At 51.8% G+C, this 13,658-nt stretch carries 13 protein-coding genes; 8 read left to right on the forward strand and 5 right to left on the reverse strand.

Translation table 11 applies throughout. The annotated features are described in order from the left end of the window. Positions 1 to 12: 12 nt before the first annotated feature. From WBY09_RS09100 to WBY09_RS09110, 3 genes are all read right to left on the reverse strand, one after another. The gene (locus WBY09_RS09100; RefSeq protein ID WP_197145126.1) at positions 13 to 1,116 is read right to left on the reverse strand and encodes a DegT/DnrJ/EryC1/StrS family aminotransferase; all 1,104 of its coding nucleotides are present in this window, start codon (positions 1,114 to 1,116) and stop codon (positions 13 to 15) included. Between the two features lie 72 nt (positions 1,117 to 1,188). Beyond that, complete coding sequence (locus WBY09_RS09105; RefSeq protein WP_197145125.1) at positions 1,189 to 2,076, reverse strand: glycosyltransferase family 2 protein; 888 nt, start codon at positions 2,074 to 2,076, stop codon at positions 1,189 to 1,191. A 47-nt stretch (positions 2,077 to 2,123) separates the two neighbouring features. Next, positions 2,124 to 2,534 (reverse strand): sugar 3,4-ketoisomerase, encoded by a 411-nt coding sequence (locus tag WBY09_RS09110; RefSeq protein WP_197145124.1) that lies wholly within the window; start codon positions 2,532 to 2,534, stop codon positions 2,124 to 2,126. A 189-nt stretch (positions 2,535 to 2,723) separates the two neighbouring features. Between WBY09_RS09110 and WBY09_RS09115 the strand changes: the two genes are divergently transcribed. The 8 genes from WBY09_RS09115 (at position 2,724) to WBY09_RS09150 (ending at position 10,718) form a co-directional block, all read left to right on the forward strand. After that, positions 2,724 to 3,680 (forward strand): ATP-grasp domain-containing protein, encoded by a 957-nt coding sequence (locus tag WBY09_RS09115; RefSeq protein WP_197145123.1) that lies wholly within the window; start codon positions 2,724 to 2,726, stop codon positions 3,678 to 3,680. Beyond that, positions 3,677 to 4,312: an HAD family hydrolase gene (locus WBY09_RS09120; RefSeq protein ID WP_197145122.1), complete on the forward strand. Its 636-nt coding sequence runs from the start codon at positions 3,677 to 3,679 to the stop codon at positions 4,310 to 4,312. Before WBY09_RS09115 ends, WBY09_RS09120 begins: the two co-directional genes overlap by 4 nt. Positions 4,313 to 4,344: 32 nt before the next feature. Further along, complete coding sequence (locus WBY09_RS09125) at positions 4,345 to 5,058, forward strand: class I SAM-dependent methyltransferase (protein WP_197145121.1); 714 nt, start codon at positions 4,345 to 4,347, stop codon at positions 5,056 to 5,058. Positions 5,059 to 5,085: 27 nt separating this feature from the next. Next, positions 5,086 to 5,943: a hypothetical protein gene (locus WBY09_RS09130; RefSeq protein ID WP_286791041.1), complete on the forward strand. Its 858-nt coding sequence runs from the start codon at positions 5,086 to 5,088 to the stop codon at positions 5,941 to 5,943. Positions 5,944 to 5,954: 11 nt separating this feature from the next. Further along, positions 5,955 to 7,301 (forward strand): hypothetical protein, encoded by a 1,347-nt coding sequence (locus WBY09_RS09135; RefSeq protein ID WP_197145119.1) that lies wholly within the window; start codon positions 5,955 to 5,957, stop codon positions 7,299 to 7,301. Between the two features lie 162 nt (positions 7,302 to 7,463). After that, entirely contained in the window at positions 7,464 to 8,510 is a 1,047-nt protein-coding gene (gene argC / locus WBY09_RS09140; RefSeq protein WP_197145118.1) for an N-acetyl-gamma-glutamyl-phosphate reductase, read from the forward strand. Positions 8,511 to 8,685: 175 nt separating this feature from the next. Beyond that, entirely contained in the window at positions 8,686 to 9,213 is a 528-nt protein-coding gene (locus WBY09_RS09145; RefSeq protein WP_083952754.1) for a gamma carbonic anhydrase family protein, read from the forward strand. A gap of 227 nt (positions 9,214 to 9,440) precedes the next feature. Continuing rightward, positions 9,441 to 10,718: a cytochrome-c peroxidase gene (locus tag WBY09_RS09150; protein WP_197145117.1), complete on the forward strand. Its 1,278-nt coding sequence runs from the start codon at positions 9,441 to 9,443 to the stop codon at positions 10,716 to 10,718. On the opposite strand, the gene WBY09_RS09155 is transcribed toward WBY09_RS09150, so the two are convergent. Together WBY09_RS09155 and WBY09_RS09160 are read right to left on the reverse strand one after the other, a co-directional pair. Further along, positions 10,715 to 11,587 carry an NAD(P)-dependent oxidoreductase gene (locus WBY09_RS09155; RefSeq protein WP_197147692.1) on the reverse strand — a complete coding sequence of 291 codons (873 nt, stop codon included), beginning with the start codon at positions 11,585 to 11,587 and terminating at the stop codon, positions 10,715 to 10,717. The two genes, WBY09_RS09150 and WBY09_RS09155, sit on opposite strands and share 4 nt — an antisense overlap. An 89-nt stretch (positions 11,588 to 11,676) precedes the next feature. Further along, a complete protein-coding gene (locus WBY09_RS09160; RefSeq protein ID WP_063090049.1) occupies positions 11,677 to 13,479 on the reverse strand; it encodes a PHA/PHB synthase family protein in 1,803 nt (600 codons plus the stop codon). Positions 13,480 to 13,658 lie beyond the last annotated feature (179 nt).

The raw sequence follows: 13,658 nt of genomic DNA on the forward strand, positions 1-13,658 counted from the left end.
GCGGATCCGGGGCTATCTCGCAGAAAAGTCTCTAATTGCCTTTGCTACGTAGCGACACTGGTCAGTACCGAGATGCGGCCCGATTGGCAGGCTAAGCACGTCTTTGGCAAATTGGTCTGCAAGTGGATAGTTGCCGTTTGCCGGGAGACTGTCAGCGTATGCTTGCTGCCTGTGGGAGGGCACCGGATAGTGAATGCCGGTACCAATGTTATGCTGGGCAAGATAGCTTTGCAGCTTGTCACGTTCAGGCTGACGTATGACAAAAAGGTGCCATACCGCATCCGCCCATTCCGGGATTGCAGGCAGAATGACGTTGCTGTCTTGCAATTCCTCTAAGTAAACTGTGGCTTGCTCTTTGCGCAAATTGTTCCATTGATCAAGGTGTCGAAGCTTGACTTCAAGCATTGCTGCCTGCAGCGGGTCTAGGCGGCTATTAAAGCCTTTCACCTCGTTAAAGTACTTCTTCCGGGAGCCATAATTTCGCAGAATTCTTATCTTTTCTGCGAGTTCTGCGTCGTTTGTGGTGATTGCGCCGCCATCCCCAAACGCACCGAGGTTCTTGGCCGGGTAAAAGCTCCATGTTGCGATGGTTCCGTGTCCACCGATTTTGCGGCCTTTATAAGAGGCCCCATGCGCTTGCGCGGCATCTTCAATCACTGGGATGTCATGTTTCTCCGATATCTTAAGGATCGGGTCAAGGTCAGCGGGTTGCCCATAAAGGTGAACCGGAATGATTGCACGTGTTTTTGGTGTGATTGCAGCTTCTATCTGTTCGGGATCGATATTGAAACTGTTCGCGCGCGGTTCGACGGGAACGAGATTTGCACCAACCTGCGAAACGGCAAGCCAGGTCGCAATAAAAGTATGAGACGGAACGATAACTTCGTCGCCGGGGCCAACATCAAGTGCACGCAGGGAAAGCACCAGTGCATCAAGACCACTTGCTACCCCGACGCAATGTTTGACATTGCAGTAGTTTGCATATGTATCTTCAAGACTTTCAACAGCGTCGCCTAGGATGTAAAAGCCGGATTCCATAACCTGTTGATAAGCGGCGTCTATGTCCGTCTTGATCGCGCGGTACGTATGACCCGGATCGAGAAAATCAACTTTCATCGGCGCTTTTCCTGCTCATCATGGTTCACGGATACAGTTGGCATTTTAACATCGAGTGAGACTCAGAACCGGCTACTTATTTGCTATGCTCTTCAGATAATTCTCGAACTTTGTGCCGAATTCTGCAACGTCAGGGAATTTCCTTGACCAATAACCACTAAGCGCCCTTGCTTGCTTTGCACCTTGAGTGGCCAGTTCTCTATCAGTGATAACGCCGTTCTTGTGTGAGGCGATTAGCAGGTCAATCCAGTCTGTGATTGCAAACACGAAATCGGGGTTGCTATCTGGGTTGGAGTTTGAATTGTGCTGCGGATCGAAACGGAAATAGCTCAACTCTTCATCAATATAATGCGCCTGATGCCCGAGGGTAGTATTCCAGTAAAAGACAACGTCACTTAAACCTTTTGCGTAAATAGTGTCACTATAGGTCAGTGAGCTGGTCCTGTCATACTGTTTGAGAGTTTCTCCTCTGAGCATGATTGTTGAAAACTCCCCGACGAAGTTCTGGAAGCTAAGAATCATCTGCCTTTGAAGTTCCCTGCCGTCAATCAAGAATGCTTGATTTGCCGGGCGTCTCTCTTTCCCACGTTTGTTTTGGTTATTGATTGTGGCTGATGCAGAAAACACCATACTAGTATTTGAGCTCGACTGAAATGCTTCAACCATTCGCTCAACGCAGAATGGATGAAGTAAGTCATCATCGAAAAGTGGTTTGATGTAGTCTCCTTTTGCGGAAAATATCGCGTCCAAAATGTTCTGCCCGCCTTTCAATTCATTTCGGTAGTAATGAACTCCATTGAAGAGCGCGCATGTCTGCGCAATATTTTCCGTCGGGCAGTTGTCAGACACAATAATCTCGATGTTACTATAAGTTTGCCCGATCGCCGTCCTTAGAGTTTGTTCAAAAAACTCAGGCTTGTAGCTGGGTATTACAATTGAAACCAATGGGGTTTGAGACATCTTTTGCCACTGTCTCCCTTTTTCGAATGTCTTTTTATTAATCTGAACTATCTGTCCGCGGCTGCATTTAGAAAGGTATGATAGTCCCTGAGGTAATCTTCTTCGTCATAAAAGTTTGAAGCCAATACCATGCAGACCGATCCGGATGAGAAATTGTCAAGCTCTCGCCAAATCATGGGGCATATGTACAACCCATTGTAAGAGCGGTTGAGATGGAAGCGTTTTTTTTCTTTGCCATCATCAAGCACGATATCAAAGCTTCCCGACATGGCCACAATCAGTTGGTGCAAGTTCTTGTGTGCATGGCCACCTCTTACAGAACCACCAGGAACGTCATAAAGGTAATAGACGCGCTGTATGTCGAACGGAATATGATTGTTTGCCTCAATAAAGGTCAGGTTCCCCTGACTGTTTGAGATTTTGGGTAGCTCGACAATCTTGCACAGATGAATGCTCATATGATCAAAATCCCATGTTTCGATCTTCCAAAGTTAACCACCAGAACTTTGCTTTCGTGTTAATTTCAGAAAAATCTCTGATGCTTGTACATCTTTTCATAGCGCAGACAAAAACTTAACGAATAATTTTAAGGTTCAGTATAGCTCTGGACATCGACATGATTGGAGAAGGTTGACGGAGATAACGTCATGACGGCAATTCTTCTCGGTGCGGCCGGGACCGGTACATCGTTTGCCATTGCAAGCAGACTTCGTGCTGTTTGGGGCGATGAGGTCCGTATCGTTTCTGTGGATATAAATCCGCCGGAGTTGGTAACCGCCTCGCTGCTCTCTGATATATTTGTACAGGTTCCGTTCGCAGACAATCCTGCCTACGAGAACAAGATACGTACTATCGTACTTTCAGAAGGTATTGATGTTTATGTTCCAATCTTGAACGAAGAGCATCTTGTTGCGCAAAATATTATCGGTGATCCGAATTTTGGTGGTCTTGATGTTTGGAGTTCCGAACTATATGCGCGATGCATAGACAAAGAACTTGCCGATCAGTTTCTGAAAAGCATCGGTGTACCAACGCCTAAGATCATTGATCCGGTTGGACTTTCACCGCAGGCAGAGTGTTTTGTCAAACCTCGCAGTGGTTTTGGCAGCAAGGGGGCCCGTAAAGTATCTGTCGAAGAGTTAAGTGATCTCTCAAAATCGGAACTCGAAAGCCTGATTATTCAGGAAGTATGTGAAGGTCCTGAGGTCACGGTTGACAGTTTTTACGATGCGCAAATGGATGTATCGTTTGCTTATTGCCGCGAAAGGATTGAAATCAAATCGGGCGTGTGTACTAAGGCGCGGGTTTTTTTCGATCCTGAGCTTGCCGATATTGCGCGAAGAATTGGCAAGGGCTTGCAGCAACGCGGCACGATTTGCTTTCAGGCGATGAGGGCCAGGAACGGGTGGGCGATTACCGATTTGAATGTTCGATCCGGGGCTGGGACCGCGATCACATGTAGTGCCGGGTTCGATGTTTTAGCTGCAGCATTTGCATGTCGCACTGGACAGAATTACAGCAAGTTTGTTCGCCAGCTTGCAGTGGATGAAGAGTTTATCGTGACCAGGCAATATACCGAGTTCGTAATGGCTCATCGTCAATGATTTACGCTTTTGATCTAGACGGTACCCTTATAACCGCTCGACAACGCCAGATGACACTCTTGCGAGCTGTTGCAAAACGCATTGATGTGCATCTCGTGGAAGACGCAGTTTGGCAAAAGAAGCGCGAAGGCATCTCAACATTGGCAGCGTTGTTGGAGATGGGTTTGAATGAAGATAAGGCAAAAGAGATTACCAGTGCTTGGATTCAGGAGATAGAGACACCCTATTGGTTAAGCCTCGATACACTTTTTGGCGATACGGTGACAGTACTTGATAGTTTTCGGAAAACGGGGAAAACATTGATTTTGCTGACAGCGCGGCAAAATAGACGGCTGCTTTTGCAGCAACTTTCGCGTCTTGGGATCAGGGGTTATTTCAAAGGTGTTGAGTGTGTATCCCCGTTTTGTGCTGTCGATGAAAAATCAAACGTACTGTCCCGGCACTCGTTCGCCGGCTTTGTTGGTGATAGTGAAACCGATTTTGCCGCTGCCAATAGGACTGGGACACCGTTCTATGCCATTTCTACAGGACAGCGCTCACCAACCTTTCTCGCTGGTTTGGGAGTGGATCGTCCGCACAGTTCACTGCTTGAGGTCAGGGACGCCATCTTTGGCGCCGTCTTGGATAAATGAAACAGATTTGAGCGCATTTAAGGAGATCCACTATGGATGCCGAGGAAAAAAGCAGGCTTGAGCACATAGCGAATAACTCGCTTTATGACAAAGGTGCAAACGCTGCGACCATACACTACGAGTTTGAGGTGTTTCGCAGATTTGTTTTGCCGGGTAGCATTCTTGAAATGGGACCCGCAGAGGGTTTGATGACAGGCCATCTTGTTGATCTCGGGCAAGAAGTCGTTTGTGTCGACGGGTCGGAATTTTTCAGCCAGCGTTTGAAAGAAAAATATCCGTCCATAGAGGTCATTACGTGCCTTTTTGAAGACTTCGAGACCGACCGCAAGTTTGACAACATAGTTCTCGGGCATGTTCTTGAACACGTTGACAATCCGGTTCAGATTCTTGAAGTCGCGAAGAAGTTCCTTGCTCCGAATGGTATTTTGTTTGCAGCCGTACCAAATGCCCGCTCATTGCATAGGCAGGCTGGGGTTATTATGGGGCTCTTGCAGGCTGAGGATGAGTTAAACGACCTCGATAGGCACCACGGTCATCGTCGAGTATTTAATCCCGAAAGCTTCCGCCAGGCATTCTATCAGTCCGGATATAACATTGATTATTTCGGTGGGTATTGGTTGAAGCCTGTTTCCAACAGCCAGATTGAAGCAAATTGGACTGCCGAGATGCTGGAGGCTTTTATGAAGCTCGGGGAGCGATACCCCGATATCGCTGGCGAAATTTATGTCGTCGCCTCGCATAAATAAATACTCCCCGATAAGGGTAACTCAAGAATGACCAATAATTCCCGCTACAACATCTGCATCGTCCAGCCTCCGGGTTATATTCATTCGCTGGCGTTTGCGGAGTTGGCCGAGCTTTTGATGTATTCGATCCGCGAGGCGGGGCATCCGGCGCAGATCCAGACCAATCAGTTTATGCAAGGAGCGGTCAATATTATTGTCGGGGCGCATTTGCTTGATGTTTCGGCTCTGCGCGCCGTGCGAGAGGGAACGATTATCCTTAATACCGAGCAGCTTACGGGTGTTGGAGAGAAATGGCGGGAGCAACTGACGGGCTGGTTTGAGTCCGGCCTTGAAATCTGGGATTACAGCCCGGCCAATATCGAGGTCATCAAGGCGCTGGGGGCTGAAAAGGTCCGCTACTTGCCGATTGGCTTCCAGAAAGAGCTCCAGCGGATCGATATTAGCGTCGAACAGGACATTGACGTTCTGTTTTATGGATCGATCAATGAACGCCGGCGCGACATCCTAAGCCAGATTGAAGCCAAGGGGCTCAACCTGAAGGTCCTGATGGGCGTTTATGGCAAGGAACGTGATCAGTGGATCGCGCGGTCAAAAGTCATTCTGAATCACCATTTCTACGAAAGCCAGATCTTCGAGATTGTGCGCGTTTCGTATCTTTTGACCAACGCCAAGGCGGTTGTCGCGGAAGTAAACCCGGAAACCGTGATCGAGGATCGATTCCGCAAAGGGGTCATTGATGTGCCCTATGCCGGTTTGGTCGATGCGGTATGTGACTTGGTTGCCGACACGACCAAACGTAAGGCATTGCAGCGCCGCGCGTTAAACAGCCTCATCAAATATCCGCAGGTTGAGTTCACCAAACCCCTTTTGGAATTCACGCACTAAGGCTGATCAACATGCTCCGAGCACACACGCGTATCAAAGTTGCAGCGTGCCGTGCCGGTGCCATGTTCGCGCTTGTCTGCATCATTGCCTTTGGGGCAGTGCTTCCGGCAACAGCTGAGAACCTGTCACAGGTTCTATACCGGTTTGAAAACCGGGCGCTGACCTTGGGGCGATATGGCGCGGTGGCGGTGTTTCAGGAACGGCTTTTTGCGCAGGCGGCGAAATGTGCGGGCAAACCGGCCAGCAGCTATGGCGCGCCGGATGGGGTTGTCGGGGCGAAAACACGGCAGGCGATCATTGATCTGCAGCCGTGCTTGAATGCGGCTGTTCGGGCCGCGGTCGGGGCCGAAAGTTATGGGGCGATCACGATCGGGCTCTGGCAGTTATTAATGCCAGGCCAGTTGCCGCCACCTGATGCCATCACACGGGCTAATCACCTGACCTTTGCGCTGGAGGGCACGGACTATGACGTCATCCAGTTCAATTTCTGCCAGTCGAGAAATCCCCGCAGCGGCAAGACCTTCCTTGAAGGCGATCCCTATTGCCATACCAATGACCCGCGCGCCTATCTGACATGGGGGCCGCGCGGCGCAACCGCCGGGGCAGGGGCGGAAATTCAGCAAATTTTGTTTGCCGCCGAGCGCGCCAATCCCGGATTGCTGCAAAACGTCTTTGGACCGTTTACCGAGGATATGCATCGCCTGGCACTTGGCAACAATGATGCAGCGTTTGATATACTCTGTGCGATCTGGGTTGATGAACGGAAGCGTACTGCCTTCGAAAAACGCTTTGCCGCCTATGGCGCGCGGTATGAAGTGCAGGCGGCCTATCACCGGGTATATGACGCGGCCAATGCCGATGGCGGCAAGATAGCGCGATTTTTCAAATTATATAACGCCCTGAAACCGGTGATCAATCGCGATCCGACCGAGATTGACCTGGCCTTTTTTATCGACCGTGCAACCCATGGCTCCGTCCCGCCCGGCGATATCAGCGATCTTGTTGAGCGCATGACAAAATTCGTCACACGCACGCGAAATGTGCCAAGCCCGGGTGAGCTGCGTAAACAACTGGCCGCCTGGCTGCCGACGCATCACAAATACAATGACCGGCTGGCGCGCGATGCGATTTTTCTGGTGGATGACCCGGATGTGGTGGTGTCGGATGCCCATCGGCGTATGTGGTTGCAACGATCCGGGCTAAAGGCCAGTGACTTCGGGCTGTCTGACGCGCGCTATGTTGCAAGCTATCCCGTTGCAAGCCCCACGGGCTACGAGAAGATCGAGAAATTCTATACCGTTTTGCCCGAGGATGCGCGAGCCTGTCCCGATACCGTACGCCGTGAGCGTAAGAAATAGGGCGCAATGATTTGCAACCATGAGCAAAGCGCATGGGAATATTGCAAATCGTAAGGGGGATTTCCCGCCTAATTGCTTGCATCTGCGGGGCTTGTTTGCCAACATCCGGGCGTTATCAATGCCTGTTTTCGAGCAGGTGCTAAATATGGAGTAGGAATAGAAATGAGCGACGTTAAGGTCAAAGTCGGAATTCTCGGTGCCAGTGGCTATACCGGGGCGGAACTGGTTCGCATTCTTGCGCATCACGAAGCTTCGGAAATTACACTGTTGACCGCAGACCGACGCGCCGGACGTCCGTTCGGGGAGGTTTTCCCCCATCTTGCCCATATCAAACTGCCAACCATGATCTCGATTGCCGAGGCTGACTGGTCGACCGTCGATCTGATTTTCTGTGCGTTGCCACATGGCACGACACAGGAAGTCATTGCCGGTCTGCCTGAACATGTAAAGGTTGTCGATCTTTCGGCAGACTTCCGTCTGTTTGATCCGGCGACCTACAAGGAATGGTATGGCGCGGAACATGCAGCCCAGGATCTGCAGAAGGAAGTCGTCTATGGTCTGACCGAACTACACCGTGAAAAGATCAAAAAGGCACGTGTCGTTGCCAATCCGGGCTGCTATCCGACCCCGGTGCAGCTTGCACTGACGCCGCTTCTGGAAGGCAAGCTGGTGCATGCTGACGACATCATCATTGATGCCAAGTCCGGTGTGACCGGGGCTGGTCGCGCGCCCAAGGAAATGACGCTGTATGCCGAAGTGACCGAAGGCATTCATGCCTATGGCACCGGTGGGCACCGCCATGCGCCAGAGATCGAACAGGGCCTTGCCTGGGCGTGCGGCAGTGATGTTGTGGTGAACTTTTCACCGCACCTTATGCCGATGAGCCGCGGTATTCTTGAAAGCATCTATGTCAAAATGACCAACGGCACCACGGCTGAGGACATTCAGGCCGCCCTTGAAAAGCGGTTTGCCGACGAGCCGTTTGTGCGCGTTCTGCCATTTGGTGTCACACCGCAGACCCGCCATGTGCGTGGGTCTAACTATGTCCTGATGGGGGTCGTCAAGGATCGTGTGCCGGGCCGCGTGATCATCGTTGCAGTCGAAGACAACCTTGTCAAAGGCGCATCCGGTCAGGCGGTTCAGAACATGAACGTCATGCTGGGCCTGCCCGAAACCATGGGCCTTGAGATCGAGCCGCTGTTCCCGTAAGCGAACCGGCGAACAACAAATTAAAGGCGGAGCCATCTGGTTCCGCCTTTTTTCTTTATCGGCGAAGCTTATCGGGCAATGGTCGAATTTTGCCAAAGCGGGCTTTCATGCTGGCCGGATCAACTTTAAAGTGACGGCAATTAATTGAATGCCAGTTTGTGAAAGGTCCCACAGCATGCGTTTGTCCTATCGCGGGGTGAAGCCCACCATTGATGAAACCGCCTTCATTGCCCCCAATGCGACGATCATTGGTGATGTTGAAATCGGGGCGGAGACCGGCATCTGGTTTGGCTGTGTTATTCGTGGCGATGTGCATGAAATCCGTATTGGATCGCGCACCAATATTCAGGACCTGACCATGGTCCACGTCGCCAAGGGCAAGTTCGGCACCTATATTGGCGATGACGTCACGATCGGCCATTCAGCAATCATTCATGCCTGCACGCTTGAAGATCGAAGCTTTGTCGGCATGGGCGCGACCGTGATGGATGGTTGCGTGATTGAGCAGGGCGGGATGCTGGGTGCCAATGCGCTTTTGGCACCGGGAAAACGCATTCCGGCAGGCGAGCTTTGGGCCGGGGTACCAGCACGTAAGGTGCGGGATCTGACGCAGGAAGAAATCGAGTTCTTCAAGGTGTCGGCTGATCGCTATGCGGATCTGGCGCAGGAATATGTCAAATCAATCCCCGAGGATCTGGCATAATATCCACCAGCAATGCATGCGAGGCAGCGATCATCTGGACTGATGTCCTGTGATGCCGGTTTTGGTCGCTGCGCGCTTGAATAAACGGATGTGAGGGAAGCCAAAGGCAGCCAGCCATTGACTTTGATCAAGGCAAGGAGCAATTGTGTGGGTGTAAATGAAAAGCGTTCGCGATTGAGCGACTGCGTCAACCTCATCCAACAATCGACCAAATCAAAGTGTTTTCGATGCCCCACAATCTTCGTTCGTCACTGCATCTAACCTCTGTTTTCGCCCTTATGGGCTGCTATGCGGGTAGTCCTGCCTTGGCGGAAGATGCGTCGGCGATGCTGCATCGGCTTGCCGATACGGGACATCGCAAAACGGCGAGTGTGTCGGAAGTTGCGACGGCCACAGAGGCGCAGTCACCCTTTGAAGGCTTAGCGGACCTGGGCGAGGCACTTTATTTCGATACCAACCTTTCAGCCAATCGCACCATGTCCTGCGCCACCTGCCACGATCCATCGACGGGGTTCCGTGATCCGCGGGTCGATGTCGCAAGCGGGGCGTTTTCATTGGGCGATGATGGCGAAAGCCTTGGCGATCGTAATGCGCCGACCGCAAGCTATGCCAAATTCTCCCCGCCATTTCATGTGCGCGAAGATGGTGTCGCGGTCGGTGGCCAGTTCTGGGATGGACGGGCAATGGATCTGGCTGAGCAGGCCGGTGGTCCGCCGCTGAACCCGATTGAGATGGGGATGCCGGACAAGGCCAGTGTGGTTGCGCGTCTGCGCGAAGACGACGATTATGTTGCAGGCTTCAAGGCGTTGTTTGGCAATAATGTCTGGTCGGATGCGGATCAAGCATATGGCGCAATGACCAAGGCAATTGCCGCCTTTGAAGAGGGTGATGAGTTCGCACCGTTCGACAGCAAATATGACCGGTTCCTGCGCGGCGAATACAAAATGACGCCTGAGGAAGAATTGGGTCGTGTCCTGTTCTTTTCGCAGCAATTTACCAATTGCAATACCTGCCACATGCTGAAAACCAGCCCGACTTCAGAGGGCGAAACTTTCACCAATTACGAATTCCACAATATCGGCGTGCCGCGCAATGTCGCAACGCGCGATGCTGTCCGCAAGGATATCGGTTTTACCGATAACGGGTTGCTCGATAACGCAGCAATCGACGACCGGGCCTATCGTGGCAAATACAAAACCCCGTCACTGCGCAATGTGGCGGTGACGGGGCCCTATATGCATAACGGGGTCTTTGCCGATCTTGAGACGGTGGTTCGCTTCTATAACAAATATAACAGCAAGGCCGAGATCAATCAGACCAACCCGGAAACCGGCAAGCCGTGGGGGGAGCCGGAAGTGGCCGAAACCATTTCGCTTAAAGAGCTTGAGCAGGGCGATGCCCTTGATGAAAAGCGCATCGATGCCATTGTCGCCTTCCTCAAGACATTGACCGACGCGCGCTATGAACCGCTTTTGGAACAGCAACAGGCGGCCAAAGCAAACTAGGCTTTCAGCGTTTCAATCACCGCACTTTGCGCCAGATCGCCAAGGCCGGACTTTGTTGCCTTTTCAAAGACGTTATAGGCACTTTGGCCAACGGGTGTGGACATGCCGAGGTCCTTGACCAAGGCAAGGGCATAGGATGCATCCTTGGCGCGCAAGGCATTGGTGAAATGGATGTTTTCGTGATGATTGCCGCTGACCATGCCGGGAACGGTCATAAGGCCGGACCCACTGGCGTTTGCGCCGATGGCAAAGGTATCGGCAACGGTTTGACCATCGAGCCCCGCCTTTTGCGCGACCGCAACCAGTTCGGCAGCGGCGGCGATATGAACAGCGCCGAGCAAGTTGTGCATCAGCTTGTAAACCGTGCCCGATCCGATTGGACCGAAATGAATGGTCTTTTTGCCGGTGTCATTGAGGATCGGGGTAACGCGATCAAGGGTTTCAGACGCAGCTCCGATCAAAAAGATGGTGTTGCCGGCTTCAACATCGGCGGGAATGCCCGTTACCGGGCTGTCAACATACTGAACACCAGCAGCCTCGATTGTTTTTGAAAGTTCAAGCACAAAGCCGTGTGACAGGGTGGAGCATTCAATCGCAATGCTGTCTTTTCGCATGGCGGAAAGCGCACCATCATCGCCCAGCCAAACAGATCGTGCTGCCGCGTCATCAGACATAAATGAAATTACGGTATCGACATCTTTGGCGGCCATTGCCGGTGTGTCGCAGGCGACCGCGCCAAGGGTAACAAGCGGTTCAAGTTTGGCTTTGTTTCTGTTCCAGACCTTGACGTCATATCCCTTTGAAAGCAGGCGTTTGATCATCGCCGATGCCATGCGGCCAGCGCCAAGAAAGCCGATTGTGTGGGCCATCATTATTCCCTTGGATCTATTCGGATAAAAGAAAACGGTCTGCCGTGATGGCAGACCGTGAAAATGTGTCAGGGTGGTCTGCGATCAGATCAGGACAAGCTCACTTTGACATATTCACCCGGTGCCGGGCCAATGACCTTAAGCTTGCCATCGCCCGGTTTGCGGGCATCGACCTTGCCACCGGCACGACGGCCGACCCAGTTTTGCCAATCGGTCCACCAGGATCCTTCATGCTGGGCGGCCTTGGCCATCCAGTCTTCCGGGTTGGCCGGATTGCGATTATACGTCCAATAGCAATATTTCTTGGCCGCAGGCGGGTTGACCACACCGGCAATATGCCCCGATGCCGACAGCACGAATTTCACCTGGCCTGACATTAATTGCGTCCCGGCATAGGTTGCCTGCCACGGTGCGATATGGTCTTCGCGGGTTGACAGGAAATAGACCGGAATTTTGATGTCACGCAGATCAATCGGTTCGCCAAAGATCTTGATGCCGCCCGGTTCACGCAACAGGTTCTTGTTATACATATTGCGCAAATAGAAGCTGTGCATTGCCTTGGGCATGCGGGTGGAATCGGAGTTCCAATACAGAAGATCAAACGGGAACGGATCCTTGCCCAGCATGTAGTTGGATACAACAAACGACCAGATCAGATCATTGGCGCGCAGCATGTTAAACGACATCGACATATCGCGCCCGTCAAGATAGCCCTCTTTGGACATCTTGTGTTCAAGGCTTTTGATCTGTTCGTCATCCACAAAGACCGAAAGTTCGCCCGACTTTTCAAAATCGGTCAGCGTCGTCAGGAAGGTCGCAGATTTGACCCGGTCATCCCCGGTTTTCGCCATATAGGCCAGGGTCGAAGCCAGAAGCGTGCCGCCAAGGCAATAGCCGATCGCGTTGACTTCTTTCTCGCCGGTGGCCTGTTCGATCATGTCAAGGGCGGCAAGAACGCCTTCCTTGGCGTAGTCTTCAAACGATTTTTCGGCAAGTTCGCTGTCCGGGTTAACCCAGGACAGGACAAACACCGTGTGGCCCTGATCAACCGCCCATTTGATGAAGGAGTTTTCCGGGCGCAAATCAAGAATGTAGTATTTGTTTATCCATGGCGGGACGATCACAAGTGGGCGTTTTGCAACCTTGTCGGTGCTTGGCTTGTATTGCAGAAGTTCCATCAACGGCGTTTTGCCGACAACTGATCCTTCGGTGGTGGCGACGTTTTCGCCAACCTTGAAGGCATCAAGATCGGTCATGCGGATTTGCAGTTTGCCCTTGCCGCGTTCAAGGTCTTCCAAAAGGTTTTGCAACCCCTTAAGCAGGTTTTCACCACCAGATTCGATTGTGGTCCGTATGACTTCCGGGTTGGTCATCAGGAAGTTGGTCGGCGATATCGCATCGACGAATTGGCGGGTGTAAAATTCGACTTTCTGTGCGGTTTTATCGTCAAGCCCGTCCACGTCGTGGACAACGTTTTGCATCCATTGGGATGACAGCAAGTATGACTGCTTGATGAAATCAAACAGTTCATTGTTTTCCCATGCCTCGTCACGGAATCGACGATCCCCCTTTTGCGGGGAGACAACCGGTTCGGCTTCTTCGCCCATCATACGCAGGGTGGTATTGTGCCACAGGGTATAATATTGCTGCCAAAGCTCCATCTGGGCTTCGACCAGCTTGACCGGGTTTTGCATCATGTGCGTGGTCAATTCGGCAAAGGCAGAGCCGATATTAAGTGGGTCCGGGTCGGATATTTCCGGATCTTCTGCCTGCTTTGCCAGGAATTCAGACACAAGTCGTTGACTTTTCTCAGCAATCTCTGCCATAGCGGCAGAGAGCTTTTCGGGATCCGGATGTTTGTTTTCAGTTTCGATGGCCTGTTGATCGCTCATGGGGCATTCCCTTATGATACCGCCGCGGATACAAGGTAACTTCAGAACATTTTTGCGTCTTTGCAATATCGCAAGACTTTTGACGTTCTATGTTCCGGGTATCCGATTGACGTTCCGGGTTGAAACTTTGCTTGATCCCAAGCTTATCATGGCCTTAGCCTAGCGCGTCGTTTAGGGGT

Origin of the sequence: Thalassospira sp. CH_XMU1458 (assembly GCF_037027205.1) — a bacterium.
In the GTDB taxonomy this organism is placed as follows: domain Bacteria; phylum Pseudomonadota; class Alphaproteobacteria; order Rhodospirillales; family Thalassospiraceae; genus Thalassospira; species Thalassospira tepidiphila.

Coding starts and splice junctions, on each gene's coding strand:
- argC (WP_197145118.1), top strand. CDS start 7,464: ATGAGCGACGTTAAGGTCAAAGTCGGAATTCTCGGTGCCAGTGGCTAT.
- WBY09_RS09100 (WP_197145126.1), bottom strand. CDS start 1,116: ATGAAAGTTGATTTTCTCGATCCGGGTCATACGTACCGCGCGATCAAG.
- WBY09_RS09150 (WP_197145117.1), top strand. CDS start 9,441: ATGCCCCACAATCTTCGTTCGTCACTGCATCTAACCTCTGTTTTCGCC.
- WBY09_RS09120 (WP_197145122.1), top strand. CDS start 3,677: ATGATTTACGCTTTTGATCTAGACGGTACCCTTATAACCGCTCGACAA.
- WBY09_RS09125 (WP_197145121.1), top strand. CDS start 4,345: ATGGATGCCGAGGAAAAAAGCAGGCTTGAGCACATAGCGAATAACTCG.
- WBY09_RS09135 (WP_197145119.1), top strand. CDS start 5,955: ATGCTCCGAGCACACACGCGTATCAAAGTTGCAGCGTGCCGTGCCGGT.
- WBY09_RS09155 (WP_197147692.1), bottom strand. CDS start 11,587: ATGGCCCACACAATCGGCTTTCTTGGCGCTGGCCGCATGGCATCGGCG.
- WBY09_RS09160 (WP_063090049.1), bottom strand. CDS start 13,479: ATGAGCGATCAACAGGCCATCGAAACTGAAAACAAACATCCGGATCCC.
- WBY09_RS09105 (WP_197145125.1), bottom strand. CDS start 2,076: ATGTCTCAAACCCCATTGGTTTCAATTGTAATACCCAGCTACAAGCCT.
- WBY09_RS09115 (WP_197145123.1), top strand. CDS start 2,724: ATGACGGCAATTCTTCTCGGTGCGGCCGGGACCGGTACATCGTTTGCC.
- WBY09_RS09145 (WP_083952754.1), top strand. CDS start 8,686: ATGCGTTTGTCCTATCGCGGGGTGAAGCCCACCATTGATGAAACCGCC.
- WBY09_RS09130 (WP_286791041.1), top strand. CDS start 5,086: ATGACCAATAATTCCCGCTACAACATCTGCATCGTCCAGCCTCCGGGT.
- WBY09_RS09110 (WP_197145124.1), bottom strand. CDS start 2,534: ATGAGCATTCATCTGTGCAAGATTGTCGAGCTACCCAAAATCTCAAAC.